Origin of the sequence: Vibrio sp. Isolate23 (assembly GCF_022398095.1) — a bacterium.
GTDB classification, from domain to species: Bacteria; Pseudomonadota; Gammaproteobacteria; order Enterobacterales; family Vibrionaceae; genus Vibrio; species Vibrio coralliilyticus_A.
This window is the reverse complement of the sequence record NZ_JAKEUV010000003.1, coordinates 397,653-424,089: the sequence shown is the minus strand read 5'-3', so window position 1 is coordinate 424,089 and position 26,437 is coordinate 397,653. Positions and strand designations below refer to the sequence as shown.

Below are 26,437 nucleotides of genomic sequence, written 5' to 3'. Positions count from 1 at the left end.
GTTTATGTGGATGTATACAGGTGGAGTAATCGCGCTACTGTTGATTGCAGTAGCGACTCAAATGTTCAAAGTACTGCGTGAATATGAGCGCGGTGTGGTGTTTTTCCTTGGCCGCTTTCAAGAGGTAAAAGGGCCAGGGCTAATAATCTTGATTCCGTTTATACAACAAATGGTGCGTGTTGATCTTCGTACAGTGGTGTTAGATGTGCCGACTCAGGATCTGATCACACGGGATAATGTCTCTGTGCGCGTTAACGCCGTGGTCTATTTTCGGGTGATAGATCCGCAAATGGCGATCAATAATATTGAAAGTTATAGCGATGCGACCAGCCAGCTCTCCCAAACAACGCTGCGTTCTGTGTTAGGTCAACATGAATTGGACGAACTACTGTCAGAGCGAGAGCAACTGAACAAAGATCTACAGGCGATACTTGATCAGCAAACGGATGATTGGGGGATTAAAATCGCCACTGTTGAAGTTAAGCATGTGGATCTCAATGACAGTATGGTGCGAGCTCTGGCTCGGCAAGCGGAAGCAGAACGTAATCGGCGAGCGAAGATTATACATGCGACTGGTGAGCTAGAGGCCTCGAATAAACTCAGAGAAGCGGCAGAGATACTAAATCAAGCGCCAAATGCGTTGCAGCTTCGATATATGCAGACGTTAACGGAAATCTCGACCGATAAAACCTCAACTATTATTTTCCCAATGCCGATTAATTTGGTTGAAACCATGGCTGAGTTTGCTAAATCACAGCAGAAAAATAATGAGTAGAGATGGGATGTTTTTGCGTATTAAACAAAGTGAACCTTAATTTGGCCGCGTTTCAGTGTCACTTCTAGTTTTTCGTTTGAGATGGCGCGGTATGCTGACTTTTATGAGCCTGATTTATCAAAATCCAAATCCCCAAGAAATTGTGGGGATTTGGATTAGCGTGAGCAGATGTTGAGTTTAGACTAGCGCCATACACCCCAGTCTCCGGTAGTGCCCGGTTCTTCGCCCCGAGTCCACCATTGTGCTGTCCATGAACGGCCGTTATGAGTGACCACATCACCTTGCTCATAAGTGCTGTCGGCAGACCAAGCATTATCCGGTTGCGTTGGCGTATCACCTTTCACCAAGGACAACTGATAGCTGAAGTTTGCGGCTGGAGCGTGAACTTGATTGGCATATATGTTCGACGAGTCAAACATATAGTGGTTCATTTCGTTATGCCAGATGCCAATAAACCAAGCGCCCGCTGTCAGGCTGTTAAATTGCCCAGCCAACTCCGCAGACCAAATTTCTTCGCTGGTATTGTTAGCGGTGATCGCCAATGAGATATCGTGCTGCTCGCTGCCGCTCTGGTCAAAGGTGCGGAATCGAACGGTATCACCAGATTCCACTGGCCCAAACCCTTGCGGGACATAGTAACCAAGTACAGAGAGGTTATTGCCCGGATCGGTTGGATCCGTCGGGTCGGTAGGTGTGCTGCCATCCCCATTGAAGGTAATGTCACTACAGTTATAAAAGCCTTCACCGGCTGGATCTTCACGTTGCCAGCGGGTATATAGGATGGCATCACCTGTTCTGTTAGCTGGCAGTGTAACTGTCATTCTGTATTTTTTGTCCGAACCGACGGCAAGGTTACCTGCAGTATCAACCAGCTCCAGATCAGACCATGTTAGTGGTTGGCTAGCGTCGTATTCCGGCTTACTAAGGTAAAATTGCCAGTAAGATGGGTTGTGTGGAGCGGTGGCGTTAAACACCAATTCAAACTGATTTTTGGAATCCAGTGATAATGCTGTTTTTTGCCAATGTGGTGAAGCAACATCTAGCCCTGCTTTTGCATTGTCACCAGCACTACATAGTTTGCCATCCCTGACGATAGCCTGTACATGCGCCATGTCTCGATAGTTTGCTACATTGGCTGCCACTTCGTTACGCTGTACAAAAGGGTAGGCACCGGACTCATCAAACGCCGCCTGACAGGCGGCGTTGGGAATTTGGTCTTCCCAAAATCCACCATCGAGGTAGCAGGTATTCTGGCGTGCACTTGGGAATTCAACCCAACCGTGGGCGTTAACATTAATGGAAGCTAGAGCTGTCAGGCAGCCCATGGTCGCTAAACTGACATTCAAACAAGATTTCATAATCGTTCCTTGTAATGGTTATTGATCATCTGGAAGCACTAGCGATGTGCTATCAGAGATCTCAACCTAGCAAGGATTTTATAAATTTATGTGTTAAGTGACTAATAAGTCGTCGCATTGATGTCAATTTGCCACATTGTTCCCATCGATAAGTAATGTATTGCTGGCTGTTAATTTTCCCTTCGAGTCACTTCAAAAATTTTATTTACTCTTATTGGTATAGATTCATAACTCATCATTAAGTTGATATTGGCCAATAAAAATAGTTCGTATGACTGTTTTATTTTAAAGTGTGAAATAAATCCGTGATAACCATACAAAGAATGACTCTTTAAATGGGAGGCTCAAAGCGGGTACGTTATCTTTGCAATTGTGTAGGTGAGCAACTAAAGCTTAGTACTGCATGATGATAAAAATAATCAAACAAGGTTGTCCTATGTTTAAAAACTTGTCTTTAAAGAACAAACTGGCATTGTCAGCCAGTATTGCCATTATTGTTGGCGGTTTATTGGTAGAGCTATTGTCTTTTCGGGCTTCTTTGCAGCGTTTAGATATTGAAGTGACTCAGCGACTAGAAAGTTCTACAGCTTCCTACAACCAATATGTGTCAGATTGGATCGAATCTAAAGAGCGAGCGCTGACTTCAATCGTGCCTGATGCCAATATGGATTCGATAGTCAGTAACCTCAAGCAAGTTAAGAACTCTGCAGGTTTAGATAATGTATTCCTTGCTTACCCGGACGGTTCTCAGGATAACGCTAATGGTGTCGTTTTACCGCCGGGCAATGACGATCCGCGTAAATGGGGGTGGTACATCAATGCGATGAAGAACCCATCCAGGGTTTTCATGGACAACCCAACGGTAGCGGCGGCGACAGGTGCAAATGTGGTCTCTCTAGGTAGCGTGGTCAGTCTAGGTGGCGAAAATGTTGTGTTGGGGGCGGATGTTGAAATTACTGACATTATCTCAGGGCTAGATAAAGTAATCCTTCCTGGTGAAGGTTACATGTTTATCGCCAACCAACAAGGTAACGTTTTCACACACCGAGATACAAAACTGCTTAATCAGCCTGTACAACAACTTGGACTAGACTTCGGTGTGATTCAGCAGGCGATGAGTTCAGGCAGTGTTGTTTATACGGATGTTAATGGCGAGTTAAGCGTCGTTTACGCAGCACCGATTCAAGGAACGCCACTGATTACAGTTACTGTGTTGAATCGTGAATCCTTAGTGGCTCCTCTCTACAGTGCAGTGTGGGGGCAAATCGCTGTAACTATTCTTGTGGTGATTGTCTGTACCTTCTTGTTCAATATGTTGTGTGGCATTTTGTTCCGCCCATTGACCAATGTCTCCAATGCGCTAGAACAAATCGCACATGGTAGTGGTGATCTTACTCAGAGACTAGAAGTTGATAGTAATGATGAAGTGGGTCAGCTTGCTAATAACTTCAACACCTTTGTCGGTAGTATGCATCAGTTGATTGCTCATATACGAGAGCAGTCCCAGCAACTATCTCAGCAATCGGAAGTTAGTAACCAACGTGCAAACCGTAATGTGGATGAGATAAACCATCAGCAGCAGGAAATTACTATGGTGGCAACAGCGGTAACAGAGATGGCCTCTGCAACTGCTGAAATTGCTTCCCATGCTGAGCAAACCGCGCACTCTGCGCAAGGTTCGGCGAAAAACACCGAAAATGGCCGTGCTGTTGTTCTGGAAAACAAAAACTCCATTAACCGTCTCGCCAACGAGCTGCAAGAAGCAAGCAATGTAGTTGGAGAATTAAACCGCCACTCTCAGGATATTTCAACTGTTCTGGCGACAATTCAGGGTATTGCTGAGCAAACTAACTTGCTGGCACTGAATGCAGCGATTGAGGCTGCGCGTGCAGGTGAGCAAGGACGAGGGTTTGCGGTAGTGGCGGATGAAGTTCGAGTCTTATCTCAGCGTACACATGATTCTACTGAAGAAATAAAAGCGACGATCGATACGTTGCAAGTTACTACCGGTAATGCGGTTAAGTTAATGGAAAACAGTTCTGCTCTGGCGACGCATTCTGTGGAAGATGCGGACAAGGCGAGTGTGGCATTGGATGAGATTAACACTGCTGTTCAAACTATTAGTGATATGGCGACACAAATCGCAACAGCGGCTGAAGAGCAAACCCATGTAACGAACGAGATTACTCAGAATATTACCTCGATCAAAGATGTTGCTGATCAGTTAGTTCATAGCTCTCAGGAAAGCTCGCAGGAAGCGGGTACAGTGAAGGGGCTTTCTGGCGAATTAATGGCCAAAGTTTCGACATTTAAACTCTGATATTTCAATAAATTATATCTTGATTAAGGCACTCTTTGAGTGCCTTTTTATTCACCTTAATAAAGCGACCTGTTCAAATTTCTTTACTCAAAACCAATATGCAATAAATTGCTTATTGGTCTTTTCTGCATATGTTTGTTTTTGGGACAACACAAATAAACCAAAAAGGAAAAAACAATGAAGACAAATTTATGCAACGTTGGGTTGGCTATTGCATGTTTTATCACTCCAGTCGCGATGGCAGATACAGCGTTGCCTGTCATTGCTGATGAAGTGAAATTCACACTATCAGATGCAGAATTAACCGGCATTTCTGGTCAACATCTGAGTCAGGTAGTGAAACATCAAGGGGCTGCGTTCATTAAGTTGCACTTCAAACAACTTTCACTGCCAAAAGGGGCTATTTTACGTGTTAAATCCGCCACGACGGATGAGGTGGTTGAGTACACCGACAGTCAGCTAGATTGGTTCGCACAATCTATCTCAGGCGATGCACTTGTTATCGAACTGATTGCGAATGCCAAAGGCCAGCAAGGACAGTTTGAGCTCGATTATTACATGGCAGGTAAAGATACGGCGGATCAGGAGATGTCGACGCTTTCCACCTGTGGGGTAAATGAGCGAAAAGATGTGGCTTGTTGGGAAGATTCACATCCAGAGAAAGTCGCATGGACAACGCCAGTAGCGCGATTGCTGATCAATGGTCGCAGTCTATGTACCGCATGGCGCGTAGGCCCGGACAACCGCATGTTTACCAACAACCATTGTGTTGAGAGCGAAACCGAGCTGAAAAACACCGAAGTCTGGTTTAACTACCAACGCTCAACGTGTAACGGGTCAATGTCGACGACCGTCAAAGTGATGGGCGACCAAATGCTCAGCACAGACTATGAGCTGGACTACACGCTTTTTACTGTTGATGACTTCGCCAAAATCGCCTCGTTTGGTTATCTAGGTCTTGATGCGTCTGAGCCGACCTATGGCGATGGTATCTATATCCCACAACATGGATCGGGTAACCCGAAAGAACTCGCGATTGAAAGCGACCAAAATGGCTCCGGACTGTGTCAAATTGATGTTGCCTCAGCCAATGGCCGTGGAGTGAACACCGATACAGGTTACTTCTGTGACACTATTGGCGGATCTTCAGGTTCGCCAGTACTCAAAACCAGCAGCAATAAAGCCATTGCGCTGCATCACTTTGGTGGCTGTGAAAACCAAGGGGTTAAAATCAGTAAAATCTGGCCAAAAGTGGCGAGCCATTTTAACAACACTCTGCCCGATGGCATGGTTGAACAACCAGGAAGTGATATCACCGAGCTGAGTCTAGATACACCATTGTCTGGTATTACGCTCACGAAAGGTGAGCAGAAAATGTATGTCCTTCGCTCAGACAAACGCACCTCTGACGTCACGGTGTCTATTGCATCGGGATCGGGTGATGCTGATCTGTATGTTCGTTCAGGACTTCAACCAACCAGAAGTGCCTACGACTGCAGACCATATCGCTCTGGTAATACGGAGTCGTGTGATGCAGTGGATGCGAGTGAAGATCTTTACATCATGCTCAATGCGTACAGCAATTTTTCAGGTGTTACCTTGTCTGTAACGGCAAAATAGTCTGAGTCAATCTTAGGGCACTTCGGTGCCCTTATTAACTATTCTCAGTATTGATATAAAGGTGACAACTTATTCTTACAACTTGATGTAAAACGAATAATTCTCAAAATGTAAATAAATATCCTAAGTTTTGGTGATTTTATAAAACTCCATGGAGGAGATAATGAACTACACTAAAACGCTTTTGGCTATGGCGCTTTCCACGGCTTTCATAAATGCACACGCAGAAGACAAAGTATGGATATCAATCGGTGCTGATGCATCCAAAACAGTAGCGAAATCAGGGGCACAAGCTGTGCTGCCGAATTCATTGGCTAGTAGTGGGAGTGTTTGGGTCGGGCAGGTTAATGAAACGGAACTGGCAGAATTGTCTCACAATATGCATGAAGAGCATCATCGCTGTGGTGGCTATATGGTTCACTCTTCCGCTCAGAGTGCGATGGCGGCGAGCGCTATGCCATTGTTCCTTAATAGTTTCTCAATCCCTGACATTTCCCAGCAAACAACAGTCAATGCTTGGTTACCGCAAGTTGATCCTGCGCAGATTACTGGCACAATCACTTCGCTGACGAGCTTCAACAACCGTTTTTACACCACCACTTCTGGTGCTCAAGCGTCTGATTGGATAGCCAGCGAGTGGCGTTCCTTGGTTTCTGGCCTGTCTAATGCCAGTGTTGAGCAGTTTTCTCACTCAGGTTACAACCAGAAATCTGTGATCTTGACGATTCAGGGGTCAGAAAGCCCTGATGAATGGGTTGTGATTGGTGGTCATCTAGATTCCACTATTGGCTCACGAACGGATGAACACACAATTGCCCCCGGTGCTGACGATGATGCGTCGGGCATCGCAAGTGTGACTGAGATAATTCGTGTTCTGGCTGAGAACAACTTCACTCCTAAACGCTCGATGGCCTTTATGGCTTATGCCGCCGAAGAAGTAGGGCTGCGTGGCTCTCAGGATATCGCCAACTCCTACAAATCTCAGGGCAAAAATGTGGTGTCAGCCCTTCAGTTGGATATGACCAACTATCAAGGCTCTGCACAAGATATCGTCTTCATCACCGATTACACCGACAGCAGCCTGACTCAGTTTTTAGCTAGCCTGCTTGACGAATACCTACCAGCGTTGAGTTATGGTTATGATCGTTGTGGTTATGCGTGTTCTGACCACGCTTCTTGGCACAATGCTGGGTATTCTGCTGCGATGCCTTTTGAGTCAAAGTTTAATGACTATAACCCTAAGATTCACACCTCTCAGGATACCTTAGAGAATTCGGACCCCACTGGTGCTCATGCAACCAAATTTACTAAGCTTGGTCTTGCTTACGCAGTGGAGATGGGGAATGCCTCTGGGGATACACCACCTGTTGATAATGTACTACAAGATAGTGTGCCAGTGACGGGAGTCTCTGGAGCGGCAGGTAGTGAGCTTGCCTACCGTTTTGAACTAACCTCTTCAAAAACACTTGAGATTAAAACATCGGGTGGCTCAGGTGATGTGGATCTTTACGTTAAGTTCGGTTCGGAAGCCAGTAAACAGAATTGGGACTGCCGACCATACCGTTATGGAAATAGCGAGACTTGTACATTCAGTAGTGCCACACCGGGTACTTACCATGTTTTGTTAAACGGATACTCTTCGTTTAACGGTGTCACGCTTGAAGCTTCCACACGCTAAGAGCGAATTATTGATGGCTCTTTATAGGGCCATCTTACCTAGCTTTCATATTGTTTAAGCCGCTGAATTAAAGCATAAAGAATATAGACTTCCCCGATTTTCTCATCGCTTTTTCCTTTCTAAGGATAATAAATTTATATAATAATTGTTGCATATATTTGTGATATCAAGCTAAGGTAATTGTGTTGGCTGGGTGTATAGACGGTTTGATGTGGGCACAAGCTCACGATTTGCTGATAATTATTCAGCAACCTATATACAAATTAAAATGCAGACCGGAATTCATCCTTACGTTCTTTTTATCGCTCGTTCATGAAGTGAGGAGGCGTAATGAATATAGGTTTTAAAACGCGTATCTATCTCGGTGTCGGTTTGCTGGTGACCATCTCTTTGATTGTTCTTGGCACGCTGAACATCCTATCTATGAAAGAAAAAATGGTCACGTCGTTGATCAATGAGACTCAAAACAAGCTGAGTTTTCATGTGACTGAACTTGAGCAGTTGATGCAGTTCCGTATCAATGCTATTGCCACCAGTGCAGATCAATTCGACCCTAGCTTATCTGATGCTGATAATCAGAAAATGGTTAATCTACTTGCCAAAAGCGCAGGGATTTCTAATGTTATCATGACCTATGAAGATGGACGCAACTATATGTCTGTCGAGAGTAGCAATCAATTCGACTTCAGAACTCGTGATTGGTACAAAGCAGCTAAAGTAGCTTCCTCAGTGGCATTGACGGATATTTATCAAGACAAAGTTACTGGAGAAAAAGTGGTCAGCGCGACCATGCCCGTTAAACAAGGCGGTCAGGTTGTTGGTGTATTGCTTGGTGATATCCAGTTAGGTGAAGTGATCAGTACAGTCAGTAATATGCGTTTTGCTGGTGGTGCCGCGACACTCACTGACCAAAATGCGGTGTTTTTTGCTAGTGATGACCCTAATGATATTGGTCGTACACCATCGCAGGTGAGCCCGAACTTTATTGAAATGGAGCGGATGTTTAGCTCAAGACAAGCGGGGCACTTGACCTTTCCATACCTTGGTATTCAATTTGATGGCTATTTTCAGCGGGTGAATCTCACTGACAATATGTACTGGACATTAATGGTGTTTGTTGATCAAGCCACCGCCTTGGCCCATGTTGACCAAGCGGAACAAGAAGCGATCATTACAGGCTTTTTGCTTTTCCTTGTCAGCTTTGGCGCCATCTTTGTCATTCTTCACTATGCCTACAAACCTTTGCTTGGCCTAAAGTCTGCTGTGTTGGATCTGTCTCAGGGGAATGGTGATTTAACCCAGCGCCTTGAAGTGAACAGTAACGATGATCTCGGGCAAATTAGCCAGGGTTTTAATCAGTTTGTCGAAAACCTTCAGCAGATGATGCTGCAAATTTCACAAGCGAGTCAAAGCATTTCTTCCAGTCTTGTCCAGCTCGGTCAAACCGCAAAAGAGAATGAATCGAAACTTTTGAACCATTCGAGCGAAACTGAGCAAGTGGTCACCGCTATCACTGAAATGAGTGAGAGCGCACGGACAGTGGCTGAAAATGTTCATCAATCCAATAGAATTACTGAAGCGGCGAGTGGTGAGGCGCAATCGTCACTAGGTATTGTTAATACCGCAGTATCGACCGTCAGTGCGTTGGTCACTGAAGTTGATGATATGTCCGGCCGAATTGTCAGTATGAAGCAAGACGCTAATCGCATCAGTGAGGTTCTGACCGTCATTGGTGAAATATCCGAGCAAACGAATTTGCTGGCGCTGAATGCTGCTATTGAGGCTGCACGTGCAGGTGAGCAAGGTCGGGGCTTTGCTGTCGTTGCAGATGAAGTCAGAGCGCTTGCTGCCAGAACACAAAACAGCACGACCGAAATCTCTGACATGTTGAGCCAACTCCTTGATGGCACTGAAAGTGTGGTTCGTGCGATGGAAGCGACGAAAGAGCAGTGCCAATCTACGGCAGAGAAAACGTCAGAAGTGTCAGAAAGTCTTAGCATGATGAGTGTTTCGGTGAAAGAAATTGACGATGTCAGCACTCAGATATCGGCGGCGACGGAAGAGCAAAGTACGGTTGCTGAAGAGTTGAGTCGCAACATGTTATCCATCAGAGAGATTGTTGAATCGTTAGTGAGCAGTGGTCAGCAAACCGTTGCTGCGACAGAATCTCTCAGTGAGTCCAACCATGAGTTAGAAAGGTTAGTCGCCAACTTCAAATTAAAATGACTCTTTTAAGCCACTAGGAGATGAGGTATGAACCATACTGCAACACTCGAAAAAGATGGCTTAAAAGCGAATGCGTTATCCCCTCATTATGTGAAGAAATATAATGAGGTGATTCGCCGTTTTTTTAGTCGTGATAAGCGGTTATGGCCCCTATTTGCCTCCCCTGAGGTAAGTATGCTTGCCAGTAGAACATCACCTTTTTCCACCCAAGATTATCGCCAATTGGAAAAAGCTCTGCGTGAGCGTGACGATATTCCAGAGCGGATGCATGCGCCTGCAGAGGCATTTGATCCATTAGCTTTGTTTGCTGCCCATCACAGCAAAGATTGGCAAGATCCAACGTCAGTTGAGAATGTTATCTCGACACCTTGTGACCCTGCAATTCATGGGGCGATGTTGGCGACATTGAAAAACCCAAACTTAGTCTACAGCGAGTATGCGGGTATGGCTGTAGAGCTAGAGAAAATGGTCGTACGTCAGATTGCCCGATTAGCTGGGTACGATCCGCAAATTGCTGGAGGCCTATTTACTCAGGGTGGCACCTTTTGCAATCTTTATGGTTACCTGTTTGGGTTACGTAAATCATTCCCAAAGTCGAAATCACAAGGAGTGGCGGGGCGGCGATTTTGTATGGTCAACTCTGAATCGGGGCACTACTCAAATATGACCAACTTGTCCCTTTTAGGACTTGACCTTGAAAGACAGGTTATTCGGGTACGTATTAATCGAAATAATCAGATTTGTCTTGATGACTTGGAGTATCAATTAGAGAGTTGTTTCAAGCAAGGGGTCGTCGTTCCAACCATAATGTTGACTTGCGGTACTACTGATACATTTGCGATTGATGATGTAAAACGAGTACGTGACTTGTCTGAGCGTTTGTCTCGCAAATACGAAATGACTCGCAAACCGCACATTCACGTCGATGCCGCGGTAGGCTGGAGCTTATTGTTTTTTCTGGATTACGACACTCAAGAAAATCCACTCTCCATTAATAACGCCACTTTAACCAGCGTACGATACCTAAAGAAGATGATGGCTGGTCTGAAAGAGGCCGATTCATTTACCGTTGATTTTCAAAAGTGGGGCTACGCGCCTTATACCTCGAGCTTGTTAATGGTCCGAGACAAGAAGGATTTTGAAGACTTAAGACAAGAGCCAAGCTATTTTTCTTATTTCGAATCTCAGCTTAAACAAAAGACGCATTTGCAATCAACTATCGAGTGTTCGCGTGGTGCGGTCGGTGTGTTTTCTGCCTACTCTGCGTTGCAGTTCCTTGGTAAAGAAGGTTATCAGGTTGTGCTCGCACATGGGCTACAAAACGCTAATTATTTTCGCCTGAGACTGAGCGAAATACCCGGATGTAAGGCGGTGTGTGAAGGTAACCATGGTCCATCTGTCGCGTTTCGACTTTATCCTAAAGACACGGTTTCAGTGTTGCACCTATATGAAAAAGAATTGTCCATCAAGCAAGGTGACGCTACGGTCGATGATCTGGTAAAGAACACGTTTTATCATCGAAATCACTTTCTTAAGCGGCAAAGGCAGGGGCTTAATACTAATTGGGTAGAGTCCATCACTCATACCGACTACGACTTACTAGGGAACTGTTTGCCATTGCCGGGAGAAAAAGCCGTGTTTTTGAACCCGTACACCAAGCGCTGTCATATTGATGAGTTTGCAGATTATTTGATTAGCTAGGGCGGTGCTGACTTTTAGTTCAGAAAAGCCAGCAGAGATGCTGGCTTTGATTGTTCACAACTCGCAATCTAGAACGAGTAGTTTAGTTGTGCGCCAAATAACCAAGCGCTGGCATTCACCGTTGCCTCGATGTTGTATTCGTCAACAATGGTTTGCGATTCATTGATTGCTGCTTGTTCGCCTGTCAGATAACCAATGGATAAGTCTAAGGTGAGTTGATCCGTTGCTGCGTATGAGCCACCAAGGGTAAACCAGTGTCGGTCTGTGTCAGGAATAGACAGTGAACTGATTTGGTCGACAGGTGAAAGGTCATACATGTAACCTGCTCGTAACTCAATCTCTTTGTTTAGATAGTGTGTTACACCAACAGAAACATGACCTGCATTCTTCCATTCATAATCTTTAATCGATGTACTGTAGTTTTCCGAAGTCAGCTTATCAAACTCAGACCAAGCAACGTATTGTAGGCTGTAATGCGCGGCCCACTTAGCATTGAGTTTGTGGTAGCCGGAGAACTCAATGATATCTGGAAGAGGAATATCAACACTATTAGTCTTACCTTGTTCCCAAGCGTAGACATCGCCTTCGGCTGTTAGCTCAGGGCTGTATCGATACGACAGTCCAAATCGGTTGTTTTCATCGACAACATAGGCAACACCTAGATTGAAACCAAGTCCTACGCCGTCTGCATCAATCCGAAGTGGGCTAGCACTATTAGGTGTCCGAGATATCTCGCCCTCACCGTAAATAATATCGATGCCACCACCAAGTGACCAAGCTTCATTTAACTGGTAGGCCGCAGAAAAGCCAGCATTGATGCTGCTAAGGTAAGTTTTTCCACCAAAGATCGGAGCTTCAAAGCTATCTTCAAATTCAACGTCGGTACCAAAGTTTGAGTGAACCGTCGCGCCTAGTGTCCACTTTGTTCCCTCAAGTGGGTATACAAGGTTAGCGTTAGGCACCAAGGTGCTGTTATCGAGTCCTGTATCGTCAATAACTTGGGTTGTTGAGCTTGGTGGCGTGTAGCGAATATTGTTGAAATCTACTTGGCTGGCGATATTCACTGCACCGACTGAAAACATTGGCTTGTCGATCATGCTCATAGCTGCTGCGTTTTTTGATACAACAGAAGCGTTGTCGGCAATAATGGCATCGCCGGCATAGGCACGCCCTAAGCCAGTCGCTGACTGTGCGTTAAGCTGAAAGCCAGCCGCATAGATGTCAAATGCGATAAAGGGGAGTAAGATCAGTACTGGTTTTTTCACTGTGTAACCTCTTGATTATCGTAAATGCTATCCCTGTCGTCGGCTTTTATAATGATGTATTGACCTTTACTTACCACCATGTCTAAAACCGCATCTTGCTGGGTTGTTTTGGACTTCTTACCTTCCGGCATATATTTTGGGTCAGCAGAGGGAAAACCTGTCTCTTCGTCCATTGGGCCTTCATAAGGAAATAGGTATGTACCGTGTCCGCCAACGGTTGTTCGAATAACGCCTCTGATCCCATTTGATTCATTGGTGGTGTCCAAGATTGTGTCTAACCCAAGAGCCTGAATCAAAGGCTCTGTGCCGGTCATCGTATTATTGTCTGCTGAATTAGGTACCACAGTATCAGGCATGTATTCTCCTGGCTCACAGGTGCTTCCACAGGCTCCTTTTGCTTCAATCAGCAATGTTGGTTGTTTAGCGATGCGTTGGCGAGTGACCTTACCCGCAGGGTCCGAACTATCAATGGTCTGTTGAACACCCTGTCGGAGGACTGGAATGACGGCAGCATAAATCTCGTCTTCTAACATAGTGATACTATCTGCTAGTGCATCAGAGTTTGCTTCAAGCGCTTCAATACATTCTTGGTTGCTGTTTTCAGGCTGACATAAATTAGGCAGCAAGGTTTCTGCAATGCCACGTTGCACATCCGGGGACTTCTTGACGGATTGTTCCATCTCTGGCCCTAGTGTTAATGAAGATAAAGTGACGTTAACTAAACCTTGACCAGGTACCGCGAAAGTGGACGTTTTTAATCCTAGGCCTTCGATGACCTCTGAAGGGGCAGTGGTCCCACCTGGACTAAAGGTGGCTTCAGTCGTCATCACTGACATAATACCGCCCAATGAGTGGCCGACGAGATGTACTTCTCGGTCTGGGTGACCAAAATTTAGGGCCCATCTCAGCCCAATAAAGTCACTGACGCCTTGATGTAAGTTCGCTCTTAACGCTAACGGTGAAGAAATATTAATAAAGTAAGACTTGTCTATTGCGGCGCTAATTGGGAGGCCGTTTGAATCATTTACAATTCGACTGCCATGGTAAGGCATATCGATAGCAGCAACGATATAACCGTTATCCGTGTACTTCTTCGCCATCAACTCTGCCGATGTTCTATCCGCGGTAATACCATGATTAAAGATAACTACTGGGTTAGTGAGATCTTCAATGAATGACGCAGCTTTGTCTGGGGTATTGGTATCGTCATTCTTCGGTAAGTAAAAGTCGACATCAATTAAAGTTGAAGAGTCGTTGTAAACTTGGATTTTCGTATCGTTTTCTTCAAACCCTTTCTTGGTTAGTGCTTCCCCATTCTCACCGGTCATCCAGCGATACATAGAAGGGCAGCTTGCAATAGGGTCGAAGCGGTCTAAAGTACAGCCTTCACTATCTGCAATTTCTTGTGTGAAGGGTAAATAATTATTAGTGGTGAGTTTAGTGGAGACTATCACCCATCCCTTTTTTATGTCGATCTTGTGATCTTCTGTACTCAAACTCATATCAACCCTTGGAGCTGGGACACTCGTACGAGTTTGTTCCACTATGGTGTCAATAATGGCGTAACTATTTTGGGTCGTAAACTTAGCGGCATAAACGAGGCTGTGTGGGTTACCTGTTGTGTGGTAAACATCAACAGCCTCTTGAGTGGTGCTTTGTAGCCATTGTTCGTGCTCATCTAATTCATTTGTAGATGTATTAAGTAGTTGAGTGAATCCGCTTGAAGGCTGTAATGGCGTGCCTTGAGTGGTTTTTACGCCATTTGTGACAGCAAGGTAGTAGGAAGTACCAGGTTGCAAGGCGGCACTACACTGGATAGTTAACTGGCGACCATCACTTGTCAGCTTGGTACCGTCAATTTCATTTCCTGAACTGTCCAGTAGCAGTACGTTACCCACTAGCGACGATGGGTCTATAGCAGGTACCTGACCCGAATTTACGCTATCCAGAGGGATTTCGATCGGTTCCACACAGAGTCCCCAACCGTCAACTGCAGCAAAGCTGGTTTCAAAACTTTGGTAGTAGGCCTCGAACTCTTCGCGCGTTGAGTAATTTTGAATAGAGGAAGGTTCATTGGGTAGGGAGATAGTACCATCCTCATCGTAACCATAGCCATCGTTCGGCATTGGGATGCTGTTAGAGGAAAATGGGACTTCTACCGCAATGTTTTCTGTCGTGCTTTCTTCACCATCGCAGCCAGCGAGCATAAATGCGGCAGATAGTGAGATAGCTAGTATATTGAGCTTTCTCATAATAGAGGTGCCTATACAGTTGTGGGGGTAGCGGTATATGAATGCTCATACGGCTCTCTCACAAATGATTAAGCTTAAAAAAAGCTAATAAAAACCTAAAAATGCTTATTTTTTATAAACTTAACCATTGTTGCTGAGATGTTAAATAAATGTATATATCGAGAAGAGTGTCTAAGTGTGGAGCGGAGCGCATATCTTGTGCAACAGAGTGATTAACTTCACAGAATGCTATTTTGGTAAGACGAAAGTAGTTAAATGTTAGCTTGCTTACATAACTTTTGTTAAAACTTTTGCACAATCTTTAGAATAAGATGCTAAAAACAGGTGTCTTATTAGATTAATTGGCATTTCAATCTAAGTCTGAATAATTTCTTATTCTAATAAACTGGGAATCCTTTTTTCAGTAGTGTTTTTTACCAAAATGTTGCACTGGTCGGAGAATTAAACGATTTTTCGCTACATTTTTATGGCAAATTACACCGATGATTGATAATGTGTGCTGCAATCTTTATAGGGCTTTAGATTTTTGTGCTTAATTTTTGCACTAAACAGATCTAAATCACTGTCCGTTCTAGTGGCCTTATGAAGACGTCATGGATGCAAATGAAAAACTTGGAGTTTTACTCATGTATAAGAACAAAATCACTCAAGCCCTTCTTCTAGGTGCAGGTCTGGCTGTCGCCGCTACTTCTACCGCAACACTCGCTGCAGATGTTCCTGCAGGAACTAAGTTAGCAAAAAAACAAGAACTAGTTCGTGGTAACGGTACTGAGGTTGCGTCGATCGATCCTCATAAAACAGAAGGTGTACCTGAATCTCACGTTATTCGTGATTTGTTAGAAGGCTTAGTGAATCAAGACGCGGATGGTAATACTACTCCTGGTGTCGCAGAGTCTTGGGAAACTACGGATAACAAAACGTTTACTTTCCATCTACGCAAAGATGCGAAATGGTCAAATGGTGACCCTGTAACAGCTAATGATTTCGTTTATAGCTTTAAGCGAGTTGTTGACCCTGCGACTGCCTCACCTTACGCATGGTATCTAGAAATGACCACAATGGTTAATGCAGCTGATATCATCGCAGGGAAAAAAGACAAGGAATCTTTGGGTGTTAAAGCATTGGATGCGCACACTCTAGTTGTTGAACTAGAAACACCAGTTCCATACTTTGTGAAGATGATGGGTCATACAACAGTTAAGCCTGTACACCAAGCAACTGTCGAAAAATTTGGCGATAAGTGGACAAAACCAGAAAACTTTGTGGGTAATGGTGCGTTCGTTTTAGACAACTGGGTTGTCAATGAACGTATTGAACTTAAGCGCAATGAAAACTACTGGGACAATGAACACACGGTACTTGATAAGGTATCTTTCTTACCTATCGAAAACCAAGTAGCAGAAATGAACCGTTTCTTGTCTGGTGAAATTCAAATCACCAACGAACTTCCGATTGAACACTTTAAGCGTCTGAAGAAAGAACATCCTGAATTTGTCTCAGTGAAAGGCAACCTATGTTCTTACTACTACGGCTTTAATAACAAGAAAGCACCGTTTGATGACGTTCGCGTACGTAAGGCTCTTTCTTACGCTATAGACCGTAATGTGGTTGCCAATGCTATTCTTGGTCAAGGTCAGAAGCCAGCTTATTTCTTGACTCCTGAAATTACGGCAGGTTTCAATCCTGAATTGCCTCAATACGGCTCACTTTCTCAAAAACAACGTATAGCCGAAGCAAAAGAGTTATTGGCTGAAGCGGGCTTTGACAAGTCAAATCCACTGTCATTCACGCTATTGTACAACACCTCCGAAAACCACAAGAAGATTGCGACTGCAATCCAGTCAATGTGGAAGAAATCTCTTGGTGTCAATGTTTCTCTAGAAAACCAAGAATGGAAGACGTATCTGGATACACGTCGTCAAGGTAACTTTGACGTGACGCGTGCAGGTTGGTGTGGTGATTACAACGAAGCATCATCTTTCCTATCTTTGATGCAGTCTAATAACAGCTCGAATGATCCTAAGTATCATAGTAAAGAGTATGATGAAGTAATGGCAAAAGCGATGGCTGCGACTTCTGATGCAGAGCGAGAAGCGCTTTATGTAGAAGCTGAGAAGCTGCTTGCACGTGATATGCCTATTGCTCCTATCTACCAATATGTAACATCTCGTCTTGTTTCGACCAATGTTGGTGGATACCCATCAAACAACGCAGAAGATAAGATCTTCTCGAAAGACCTCTACATCAAAGCTCAATAATCTGAGCTGATAGAACTATAAAAAATTTGGCACTACATGTGAGAACTCACATGTAGCGCCTTATTTCAGTCCAAACTTATGGAATGGTTTGGATTGTTACCTTTTGTTTTAACCGTCACAGACTGAAAGAGTGAGTTTATGCTTAAATTCATCGCGAAAAGGATATTTGAAGCGATCCCAACTATGTTGGTATTGATCACAGTATCTTTCTTTCTTATGCGCTTTGCGCCAGGTAATCCATTCTCTAGTGAGCGTCCGCTTCCACCAGAGGTTATGGCTAATATCAACGCTAAATACGGCCTGGATAAGCCTGTATTCGAGCAATATACGACGTACCTAACAAATATCATTTCTGGTGATTTCGGGCCGTCATTCAAATATAAAGACTTTACAGTAAATGAGCTTATATCAGATGCTTTGCCCGTCTCTGCTAAAGTTGGCTTCGCTGCTTTTATCTTTACCGTCATATTGGGTGTATCAGTAGGAACTATAGCTGCACTGCGGCAAAACACGTGGCTTGACTATTCTATAATGGCGACCGCGATGCTCGGGGTCGTGATGCCTTCCTTCGTGTTGGCGCCAGTACTCATCTATATTTTCTCGATTAACTTAGGTTGGTTCCCTGCTGGGGGCTGGCAAGATGGTTCGTTTAAATACATGGCATTACCGGTTGTCGGCATGTCGCTGTTATACGTTGCTACTTTTGCTCGTATCACTCGTGGTTCGATGATTGAAACCTTAAACAGTAACTTTATTCGTACAGCACGAGCTAAAGGTCTCAGTTATACATACATCGTAATTAAGCATGCTCTAAAGCCAGCTTTGTTGCCTGTCGTATCTTATATGGGACCTGCATTTGTGGGTATCATTACGGGTTCTGTCGTCATTGAAACTATTTTTGGCTTACCGGGAATCGGAAAGCTATTCGTTAACGCTGCATTTAACCGCGATTACTCTTTGGTTATGGGTGTAACCATTCTTATTGGTTTCTTATTCATCCTATTTAACGCAGTAGTCGATATTTTACTTGCGTATATTGATCCAAAAATTCGCTACTAAATTGGAGTCACATTATGTTAACGAAAAAAGAGAATTTAGAAGCGATCGAAAAGTTTTCAGAGAACTTAGAAATTGAAGGTCGCAGTTTATGGCAAGACGCTCGCATTCGCTTTATGCGTAATAAAGCAGCGATGGTGAGCTTGTTCGTTCTTCTACTCATCACTTTGGCGGTGATATTCCTGCCAATGCTAGCACCTTACACTTACGAAGATACTGATTGGTATGCAATGCACGCAGGCCCTTCGATGGAGCACTGGTTTGGTACCGACAGTTTAGGACGAGACCTTTATGTTCGTACCTTGGTGGGTGGCCGGATTTCATTGATGGTCGGTGTAATGGGTGCGTTAGTCGCGGTATTGATCGGTACGCTTTACGGTGCGGCTTCAGGATTTATTGGTGGTAAGACAGACCGAATTATGATGCGTATCTTGGAAATCCTTTACGCGATTCCATTTATGTTCCTCGTCATTGTACTGGTGACCTTCTTCGGTCGTAACATCATTCTTATCTTCGTTGCGATTGGTGCAATTGCTTGGTTAGATATGGCGCGTATTGTTCGTGGTCAAACTCTGAGCTTACGCAGCAAAGAGTTTATTGAAGCGGCACATGTGTGTGGTGTGAGTAAGTGGAAAATCATCACTCGCCATATTGTGCCAAATGTTTTGGGTATCGTAGCCGTCTATTCGACTTTGCTTGTCCCTAGCATGATTTTGACTGAATCATTCCTTTCATTCCTTGGTCTTGGTGTTCAGGAGCCAATGACAAGTTGGGGTGCCCTTCTTCAAGAAGGTGCTCAGACAATGGAAGTAGCAATCTGGCAGCTCGCATTTCCTGCTGCATTTATGGTTGTGACTCTATTCTGCTTCAACTACGTTGGTGACGGTCTGCGCGACGCGCTGGATCCTAAGGACAGATAAAACTGAATAGCAAATAAAAACAAAAGCTATAAAAGATTAAGGAAGCAATGATGAGCTTATTAGATGTCAAAGATCTGCGTGTCGAATTTACCACTCAAGATGGTATTGTAACCGCAGTAAACGATTTGAATTTCTCTCTGAATCAAGGTGAGACCCTAGGTATTGTAGGGGAGTCTGGTTCAGGTAAATCACAGACTGTATTCGCTATTATGGGATTACTTGCTAAAAACGGCATCATCTCAGGTAGCGCGAAATTTGAAGGTAAAGAGATTCTTAACCTTCCAGAAAAAGCACTCAACAAAGTACGTGCCGAACAGATCGCGATGATCTTCCAAGACCCGATGACGTCTTTGAACCCATACATGAAAGTCAGCGATCAGTTGATGGAAGTACTGATGCTTCATAAAGGTATGGGCAAAGCTGAAGCATTCGAAGAATCAGTACGCATGCTTGAAGCCGTGAAGATTCCGGAAGCACGTAAGCGTATCACTATGTACCCGCATGAGTTTTCAGGCGGCATGCGTCAGCGTGTGATGATCGCGATGGCACTATTGTGTCGTCCTAAACTGCTGATTGCCGACGAACCAACAACGGCACTAGATGTGACGGTTCAAGCGCAGATTATGGAGCTACTTAATGAACTCAAACATGAGTTCAATACCGCTATCATCATGATCACTCACGATCTGGGTGTTGTTGCGGGTTCTTGTGACAAAGTATTGGTTATGTATGCGGGCCGTACAATGGAGTACGGTACTGTCGATGAAATTTTCTATAATCCTAGCCATCCTTATGCTGAAGGTCTGCTAAAAGCGATTCCTCGTCTGGATACAGAAGGTGAAATTCTACCTACAATTCCGGGTAACCCGCCTAACTTACTTCGTTTACCACAAGGCTGCCCTTACCAAGAGCGTTGTCATCGTGTGATGGATCATTGTAAGCGTGAAGCGCCAATCTTAACGCCATTTGGAGATGGTCGTCAGCGTGCATGTTTTTCAGAATGGGAGGCTTGGGAAAAATGAGTGCAGATAAAAAATTAATTCTGGATGTATCCGATCTTAAAGTTCACTTTAGCATCGCGTCTAAATCGGCATGGCCATGGTCTAAGCCTTCGAATCTGAAAGCCGTCGACGGTGTTAACGTACGCCTTTATGAAGGTGAGACACTAGGTGTCGTCGGTGAGTCAGGCTGCGGTAAGTCGACATTTGCTCGAGCAATTATTGGCCTTGTTGAAGCAACGGACGGTGAAGTCGTTTGGCTAGGGCAAGACCTAACCAAGATGCAAGACGTTCAGCGACGTGAAACACGTAAAGATATCCAAATGATTTTCCAAGATCCTTTGGCATCGCTAAATCCGCGTATGACAGTGGGCGACATTATTGCTGAACCTCTTGAAACTTTTTACCCTGAGCTATCAAAGCAGGAAGTAAAAGATCGCGTCAAAGAGATGATGGCGAAAGTAGGCCTCCTGCCAAACGTGATTAACCGCTATCCGCATGAATTCTCTGGGGGGCAGTGCCAGCGTATTGGTATCGCTCGAGCGCTTATCTTGAGACCTAAGATGATTATTTGCGATGAACCAGTATCGGCACTTGATGTATCTATTCAAGCTCAGGTTGTAAACCTACTTAAAGAGTTACAGAAAGAACTTGGATTGTCATTGGTATTTATCGCGCATGATTTATCGGTAGTTAAACATATTTCGGACCGAGTGTTAGTGATGTACCTAGGCAATACGGTTGAGCTTGGTGAAGCTGAAGCATTGTTTGCCGATCCAAAGCACCCGTACACTCGCGCGCTGATGTCTGCAGTACCAATTCCTGATCCAAAGCTTGAGCGCGACAAGCATATTGAGATGTTAGAGGGCGATCTTCCATCACCAATCAGTCCTCCCTCGGGGTGCGTATTCCGTACTCGTTGCCCGCAAGCAACGGAAGCGTGCGCTAACACCAAACCGTCGATTCAGGGTAATGATGTACATGCCGTATCTTGCCTACATGTTAGTGTCTAATCGATTCAGCCTGTGACGGGCTTAAGCGCGGCATCCTTCGGGGGTCGCGCTTTTTTTACTTCAAATAATTCGAACAACAAAGCCAACTTATTCTGCTTTAGAGTACGTTGGCTTTTTCTATACTTAGCTCATAAATATGAACCAGTTGAGAGTGTGATATGGGTAAGTTAGTTGAAGGTAAATGGCATGATGTTTGGTACGATACGAAAACCAGCGGAGGTGAGTTTATTCGCGAAGATGCGGGTTTCCGAGATTGGGTAGAAAACAAAGCTAATGCGAAGTTTCAGCCTGAATCTGGCCGCTATCATTTGTATGTTTCTCTAGCTTGTCCATGGGCTCATCGCACCCTGATATTCAGAAAGTTGAAACAGCTAGAAGCGCATATTGATGTGACTGTGGTATGTCCAGATATGATGGGGGAGGGGTGGCAGCTGGGTTTGCCTGAACCTTTATTCGGCCATACGCGCATGCACCAAATTTACACACAAGCAAAACCAAACTACACAGGCAGAGTGACGGTGCCTGTGCTATGGGATAAGAAACATAATACCATCGTGAGTAATGAATCCTCAGAAATCATTCGCATGTTTAACTCTGAGTTTAACGAGCTTACTGGTAATTATGATGACTATTATCCAAGTGATTTGAGCGCTTTAATCGATGAGTGGAATAACTATATTTATCCTAATGTGAATAATGGCGTATATCGCTGTGGTTTTGCGACGACTCAAGATGCATATGAAGAAGCTTACGATAGCTTATTTGATGCGCTTGATCGTATTGATACTCATCTTGCGACGCATCGCTATCTTGCGGGTAGCCAGATAACGGAAGCCGATTGGCGATTGTTTACGACATTGATTCGGTTTGATGCCGTTTATGTTGGCCATTTTAAATGTAACAAACAGCGCATTTCGGACTACTCAAATCTGTATGGTTATATGAAAGAGCTGTATCAAATTGAAGGCATCGCCGATACGACAGATTTCTACCATATCAAGCGTCACTATTACTTCAGTCACACAGGCATTAACCCAACACAGGTAGTCCCGAAAGGTCCTGAACTTGATCTAGAATCTGCTCATGGGCGTGAAAGCCTCTAGAGTTCGATTGAGGTATAAGTAAGCAGAGTGTGTTTAAGAGAAATAATGAACCTAAAAAGCCCTCTAAAACTTAGAGGGCTTGATTCGTTTAAAGGGATTATCAGTTAACCACTTTTTCTTCTGCTTGTGCGGCTTGATCGGCCTGAATCGCTGTGAGTGCGATGGTGTAAACAATATCGTCAACGAGTGCGCCACGAGACAAATCGTTTACAGGCTTACGCATGCCTTGCAGCATTGGGCCGATAGATACAAGGTCGGCTGAGCGCTGTACCGCTTTGTATGTCGTGTTACCCGTGTTTAGGTCTGGGAATACGAATACCGTTGCCTTACCGGCTACTGGAGAGTTAGGTGCTTTAGAAGCAGCAACGTTTTCCATGATAGCCGCGTCATACTGTAGAGGACCGTCGATAACTAAGTCAGGACGCTTCTCTTGAGCAATTTTAGTCGCTTCACGTACTTTATCTACGTCTGCCCCTTTACCTGATTCGCCAGTCGAGTATGAGATCATTGCCACGCGTGGGTCGATACCGAATGCCGCCGCAGAGTCCGCAGATTGGATAGCGATTTCAGCTAGTTGTTCTGCTGTTGGATCTGGGTTGATCGCACAGTCACCGTAAACCAATACCTGATCAGGTAGTAGCATAAAGAATACAGAAGACACGATAGACGCATCTGGTGCTGTCTTAATGATTTGGAACGGAGGAACAATCGTGTTTGCTGTGGTGTGAACTGCACCAGAAACAAGACCGTCTACTTCGTCGTTCTCAAGCATCATGGTACCAAGGAATACGGAGTCTTGTAGCTTCTCACGGGCAACAACTTCCGTCATACCTTTGTGACCACGTAGCTCAACCAGACGTGCTACGTAGTTCTCACGTACTTCATCAGAGTTGATAATGGTAACGCCAGTACCGAGTTCAACGCCTTGCTGCGCAGCAACGCGCTTGATTTCTTCTGGGTTGCCAAGAAGTACACACTCTGCAATGCCGCGCTCAGCACAGATGGCTGCCGCTTTAACTGTACGTGGTTCATCTCCTTCGGGAAGAACAATACGCTTACCTGCACGGCGTGCAAATTCAGTAAGCTGGTAGCGGAATGCTGGTGGGCTCAGACGGCGAGACTTTTGAGTGCCCTCCGTCATAGACTCAATCCAGTTGCCATCGATGTGGCCCGCAACGTGTTCGTTGATAAACTCGATACGCTCTTTATCGTCTGCAGGAACCTCAATAGAGAAGCTCTGTAGGTTTAGAGACGTCTGCCATGTGTTTCCTTGTGCCTTAAAGATAGGCAAGCCAGAATCGAATGCTGGCTGACATAGGCCAACGATCTCTTGTGGAATGTCATAACCGCCAGTGAGAAGAACTGCACCGATTTCAACGCCGTTCATTGCTGATAGCGCTGCAGCTACAATAACGTCTGGACGATCTGCGGAAGTGACAAGTAGTGAGCCCGGTCTAAAGTGCTCGATCATGTTTGGCAAAGAACGTGCACAGAAAGTGATGCTCTTGATACGGCGAGTATTGATGTCGCCTTCATTGATGATTTCCGCATTCAGGTGCTTCGCCATGTCGATTGCACGAGTTGCAATCAAGTCGATGCTCCACGGCACACAGCCAAGAACACGAATTGGAGATGTGTTAAAGATCTCCATTACTTTCATTTCGTTCTGCTTCGCGCTATCTGCATCGTCAAAAATTTCAGATAGGTCAGGGCGAGTACGGCCTGCTTCATCAACAGGCGCATTAAGCTTGTTGATGATAACACCAGAGATATTTTTATTCTTAGTACCGCCGAAGTTAGAACAAGCGACTTCGATACGCTCTTTCAGCTGTGCTGGGTTATCTGTACCAGGTGTTGCGACAAGAACGATTTCTGCCCCAAGTGTTGCAGCAATTTCTGCATTCACTTGGTTAGCAAATGGGTGCTTGCGAGTTGGAACTAGACCTTCGATCAGCGTAACGTCTGCGTCTTTGTTGATCTGGTTATAACGTTCTACAACCGTTTCTAGCAGCTCATCCATGCTGTCGTTACCGATAAGGCTCTCAGCAACAGACATCGCCATTGGCTCACCGATCTTCACATCGCTGTTATGGCCAACGATAGTGGAAGTGAGATCCGGTTGATCACCACCAGAGCGTGGTTGACAAATCGGCTTGTAGAAAGAAACTTTAACGCCTTTGCGCTCCATAGCGCGAAGAACACCCATGCTTACGCTAGTAAGACCAACACCAGCGCTGGCAGGGATAAGCATAATAGTACGAGACATTCGTAGAGTACCTTTAGCTATTTTAGATAAAGCCCAACTTCGTATTCCTAGAGTGGAATAGGAGTTACGCCCCTTAGTAAGAAAACCGGCTGACTTTTCAGTCAGCCGGTGAAGTCAATTAAAGACCTGCTAAACGTGCAGTGTCTTCCGCAATGACAAGCTCTTCGTTAGTTGAGATAACCATCGCTGGGATGCGGCTTTCGGCTGTAGTGATAGTACCTTCTCCACCGAAACGTGCTTTCAGGTTAGCTTCACCATCTACTTCAATACCGAATACGCCTAGGCGATTTAGAACCATCTCGCGAATTGGGCCAGAGTTTTCACCAATACCGCCTGTGAATACGATCGCGTCTAGACGACCTTCTAGAGTCGCAGTGTAACCAGCCACGTATTTCGCTAGGCGGTGGCAGAATACGTCCATCGCGCGAGTTGCTTCTTCTTTCTCACCGTAGTTGTCTTCAACGAAACGACAATCAGAAGTCACTTCGGTCAGACCTTGCAGGCCAGACTCTTTAGTTAGCATAGTGTTGATTTGCTCTACAGAGTAACCAAGTGCGTCGTGTAGGTGGAAGATGATCGCAGGGTCAATATCACCACAACGCGTACCCATTACTAGGCCTTCAAGTGGAGTTAGACCCATTGAAGTATCAACTGATTTACCGTTTTTGATTGCACAAACAGATGCACCGTTACCTAGGTGACAGTTGATGATGTTTAGTTCATTTGCAGGCTTACCTAAACGCTCAGCTGCTTCGCGAGCGATGAATAGGTGAGAAGTACCGTGCATACCGTAGCGACGGATACCGTGCTCTTTGTACAGGTTGTATGGAAGTGCGTATAGGTACGCTTCTTCTGGCATAGACTGGTGGAAAGCCGTATCGAATACCGCTGACATTGGCAGGCTAGGGAATGCTTTTTGAGCGGCTTTGATACCGATGATAGCCGCTGGGTTATGCAGAGGTGCTAGTGTTGCACAGTCTTCGATACCTTTAAGAACGTCATCAGTGATAAGAGCAGATTGAGTGAATTTCTCACCGCCGTGTACAACACGGTGGCCCACTGCTTTAAGTTGCTCGGCAAGTTCTGGCTTAGAAGCAAGAATAGTTTCAACGATGAAAGAAAGCGCTTCATCGTGTGCTGCGCCTTCACCTAATTGTGCTTCGTGCTTACCGTCCAGTTTCCATTTGATACGTGCTTCAGGAAGGTGAAGACATTCAGCCAGACCTGTTAGGTGCTCGTTGCCGTTTTCTGCATCGACAATCGCGAATTTAAGAGAAGAACTACCGCAGTTTAAAACTAAAACTAGCTTTGACATGAGTGACTACCTGTAATAATCAGTTAGGATAAAAATTAATCACAAGAATAGACGAAGCGAGAAAGGCTGCGTACTAATCTTGGTCAAAAAAACGTCGAATTCCGTATAAAAGACAGCAGTGATTCCCGAACACTGCTCTTGCATCCGCTGCAGAAAGGTCCCGAGAGTTGCTTAAATTGTAAATAACGGCAACAATGAGATTGTGGGCCTGCAAAGGATAACGATAATAGCCAATAATAACAAAAAAATTTGAAAGAATATTAACTTTCATCAATTTTTTACGCTGAAAGTTGAATCTTTCAACTGAATTTTA

Annotated in this window: 17 protein-coding genes; 12 read left to right on the top strand and 5 right to left on the bottom strand. The window is 44.8% G+C overall.

The window, feature by feature from the left end:
* Positions 1 to 4 precede the first annotated feature (4 nt).
* The gene (locus L1D31_RS11695) at positions 5 to 775 is read left to right on the top strand and encodes a slipin family protein (protein WP_019276687.1); all 771 of its coding nucleotides are present in this window, start codon (positions 5 to 7) and stop codon (positions 773 to 775) included.
* A gap of 182 nt (positions 776 to 957) precedes the next feature.
* Here the strand turns inward: L1D31_RS11695 and L1D31_RS11690 are convergent, their stop codons facing one another.
* On the bottom strand, positions 958 to 2,133 hold the full coding sequence (locus tag L1D31_RS11690; protein ID WP_239837297.1) for a lytic polysaccharide monooxygenase: 1,176 nt from the start codon (positions 2,131 to 2,133) through the stop codon (positions 958 to 960).
* Positions 2,134 to 2,569: 436 nt separating this feature from the next.
* Here L1D31_RS11690 and L1D31_RS11685 point away from each other — a divergent pair, with 436 nt between their 5' ends.
* From L1D31_RS11685 to L1D31_RS11665, 5 genes are all read left to right on the top strand, one after another.
* Positions 2,570 to 4,453, top strand: a complete 1,884-nt coding sequence (locus L1D31_RS11685) for a methyl-accepting chemotaxis protein (RefSeq protein ID WP_239837296.1) — start codon at positions 2,570 to 2,572, stop codon at positions 4,451 to 4,453.
* Between the two features lie 177 nt (positions 4,454 to 4,630).
* On the top strand, positions 4,631 to 6,073 hold the full coding sequence (locus tag L1D31_RS11680; RefSeq protein ID WP_239837295.1) for a serine protease: 1,443 nt from the start codon (positions 4,631 to 4,633) through the stop codon (positions 6,071 to 6,073).
* A gap of 190 nt (positions 6,074 to 6,263) precedes the next feature.
* Positions 6,264 to 7,751 (top strand): M28 family metallopeptidase, encoded by a 1,488-nt coding sequence (locus tag L1D31_RS11675; RefSeq protein ID WP_239837382.1) that lies wholly within the window; start codon positions 6,264 to 6,266, stop codon positions 7,749 to 7,751.
* A 330-nt stretch (positions 7,752 to 8,081) separates the two neighbouring features.
* Positions 8,082 to 9,977, top strand: coding sequence for a methyl-accepting chemotaxis protein (locus L1D31_RS11670; protein ID WP_239837294.1), 1,896 nt, complete (start codon positions 8,082 to 8,084; stop codon positions 9,975 to 9,977).
* A gap of 27 nt (positions 9,978 to 10,004) precedes the next feature.
* Entirely contained in the window at positions 10,005 to 11,678 is a 1,674-nt protein-coding gene (locus L1D31_RS11665; protein ID WP_239837293.1) for a pyridoxal-dependent decarboxylase, read from the top strand.
* A 68-nt stretch (positions 11,679 to 11,746) separates the two neighbouring features.
* Here L1D31_RS11665 and L1D31_RS11660 read toward each other — a convergent pair whose 3' ends face one another.
* Together L1D31_RS11660 and L1D31_RS11655 are read right to left on the bottom strand one after the other, a co-directional pair.
* Positions 11,747 to 12,943, bottom strand: coding sequence for an outer membrane protein transport protein (locus tag L1D31_RS11660; RefSeq protein WP_239837292.1), 1,197 nt, complete (start codon positions 12,941 to 12,943; stop codon positions 11,747 to 11,749).
* Positions 12,940 to 15,195, bottom strand: coding sequence for an Ig-like domain-containing protein (locus tag L1D31_RS11655; RefSeq protein WP_239837291.1), 2,256 nt, complete (start codon positions 15,193 to 15,195; stop codon positions 12,940 to 12,942). Before L1D31_RS11655 ends, L1D31_RS11660 begins: the two co-directional genes overlap by 4 nt.
* A gap of 626 nt (positions 15,196 to 15,821) precedes the next feature.
* Between L1D31_RS11655 and L1D31_RS11650 the strand changes: the two genes are divergently transcribed.
* The 6 genes from L1D31_RS11650 to L1D31_RS11625 all read left to right on the top strand — a co-directional run bounded on the left by L1D31_RS11650 (position 15,822) and on the right by L1D31_RS11625 (position 22,543).
* Complete coding sequence (locus L1D31_RS11650) at positions 15,822 to 17,453, top strand: ABC transporter substrate-binding protein (protein ID WP_239837290.1); 1,632 nt, start codon at positions 15,822 to 15,824, stop codon at positions 17,451 to 17,453.
* A gap of 138 nt (positions 17,454 to 17,591) precedes the next feature.
* Complete coding sequence (gene oppB, locus L1D31_RS11645) at positions 17,592 to 18,512, top strand: oligopeptide ABC transporter permease OppB (protein ID WP_239837289.1); 921 nt, start codon at positions 17,592 to 17,594, stop codon at positions 18,510 to 18,512.
* 14 nt (positions 18,513 to 18,526) lie between these two features.
* Entirely contained in the window at positions 18,527 to 19,429 is a 903-nt protein-coding gene (gene oppC, locus L1D31_RS11640) for an oligopeptide ABC transporter permease OppC (RefSeq protein WP_239837288.1), read from the top strand.
* A gap of 50 nt (positions 19,430 to 19,479) precedes the next feature.
* Positions 19,480 to 20,451, top strand: coding sequence for an ABC transporter ATP-binding protein (locus tag L1D31_RS11635; RefSeq protein ID WP_239837381.1), 972 nt, complete (start codon positions 19,480 to 19,482; stop codon positions 20,449 to 20,451).
* A complete protein-coding gene (gene oppF / locus L1D31_RS11630; RefSeq protein ID WP_275666116.1) occupies positions 20,448 to 21,440 on the top strand; it encodes a murein tripeptide/oligopeptide ABC transporter ATP binding protein OppF in 993 nt (330 codons plus the stop codon). The genes L1D31_RS11635 and oppF overlap by 4 nt, the downstream gene beginning before the upstream one ends.
* 158 nt (positions 21,441 to 21,598) lie before the next feature.
* Positions 21,599 to 22,543, top strand: a complete 945-nt coding sequence (locus tag L1D31_RS11625) for a glutathione S-transferase family protein (RefSeq protein ID WP_239837287.1) — start codon at positions 21,599 to 21,601, stop codon at positions 22,541 to 22,543.
* Between the two features lie 100 nt (positions 22,544 to 22,643).
* On the opposite strand, the gene pta is transcribed toward L1D31_RS11625, so the two are convergent.
* Together pta and L1D31_RS11615 are read right to left on the bottom strand one after the other, a co-directional pair.
* Positions 22,644 to 24,809: a phosphate acetyltransferase gene (gene pta, locus L1D31_RS11620; protein WP_239837286.1), complete on the bottom strand. Its 2,166-nt coding sequence runs from the start codon at positions 24,807 to 24,809 to the stop codon at positions 22,644 to 22,646.
* A 118-nt stretch (positions 24,810 to 24,927) separates the two neighbouring features.
* Complete coding sequence (locus L1D31_RS11615; protein ID WP_239837285.1) at positions 24,928 to 26,124, bottom strand: acetate kinase; 1,197 nt, start codon at positions 26,122 to 26,124, stop codon at positions 24,928 to 24,930.
* Between the last annotated feature and the right edge of the window lie 313 nt (positions 26,125 to 26,437).

Bases quoted from the DNA above. Each gene is read 5' to 3' on its own strand.
- L1D31_RS11680 (WP_239837295.1), top strand. From the start codon at position 4,631: ATGAAGACAAATTTATGCAACGTTGGGTTGGCTATTGCATGTTTTATC.
- pta (WP_239837286.1), bottom strand. From the start codon at position 24,809: ATGTCTCGTACTATTATGCTTATCCCTGCCAGCGCTGGTGTTGGTCTT.
- L1D31_RS11615 (WP_239837285.1), bottom strand. From the start codon at position 26,124: ATGTCAAAGCTAGTTTTAGTTTTAAACTGCGGTAGTTCTTCTCTTAAA.
- L1D31_RS11650 (WP_239837290.1), top strand. From the start codon at position 15,822: ATGTATAAGAACAAAATCACTCAAGCCCTTCTTCTAGGTGCAGGTCTG.
- L1D31_RS11695 (WP_019276687.1), top strand. From the start codon at position 5: ATGTGGATGTATACAGGTGGAGTAATCGCGCTACTGTTGATTGCAGTA.
- oppB (WP_239837289.1), top strand. From the start codon at position 17,592: ATGCTTAAATTCATCGCGAAAAGGATATTTGAAGCGATCCCAACTATG.
- oppF (WP_275666116.1), top strand. From the start codon at position 20,448: ATGAGTGCAGATAAAAAATTAATTCTGGATGTATCCGATCTTAAAGTT.
- oppC (WP_239837288.1), top strand. From the start codon at position 18,527: ATGTTAACGAAAAAAGAGAATTTAGAAGCGATCGAAAAGTTTTCAGAG.
- L1D31_RS11635 (WP_239837381.1), top strand. From the start codon at position 19,480: ATGAGCTTATTAGATGTCAAAGATCTGCGTGTCGAATTTACCACTCAA.
- L1D31_RS11690 (WP_239837297.1), bottom strand. From the start codon at position 2,133: ATGAAATCTTGTTTGAATGTCAGTTTAGCGACCATGGGCTGCCTGACA.
- L1D31_RS11665 (WP_239837293.1), top strand. From the start codon at position 10,005: ATGAACCATACTGCAACACTCGAAAAAGATGGCTTAAAAGCGAATGCG.
- L1D31_RS11670 (WP_239837294.1), top strand. From the start codon at position 8,082: ATGAATATAGGTTTTAAAACGCGTATCTATCTCGGTGTCGGTTTGCTG.
- L1D31_RS11655 (WP_239837291.1), bottom strand. From the start codon at position 15,195: ATGAGAAAGCTCAATATACTAGCTATCTCACTATCTGCCGCATTTATG.
- L1D31_RS11685 (WP_239837296.1), top strand. From the start codon at position 2,570: ATGTTTAAAAACTTGTCTTTAAAGAACAAACTGGCATTGTCAGCCAGT.
- L1D31_RS11675 (WP_239837382.1), top strand. From the start codon at position 6,264: ATGGCGCTTTCCACGGCTTTCATAAATGCACACGCAGAAGACAAAGTA.
- L1D31_RS11625 (WP_239837287.1), top strand. From the start codon at position 21,599: ATGGGTAAGTTAGTTGAAGGTAAATGGCATGATGTTTGGTACGATACG.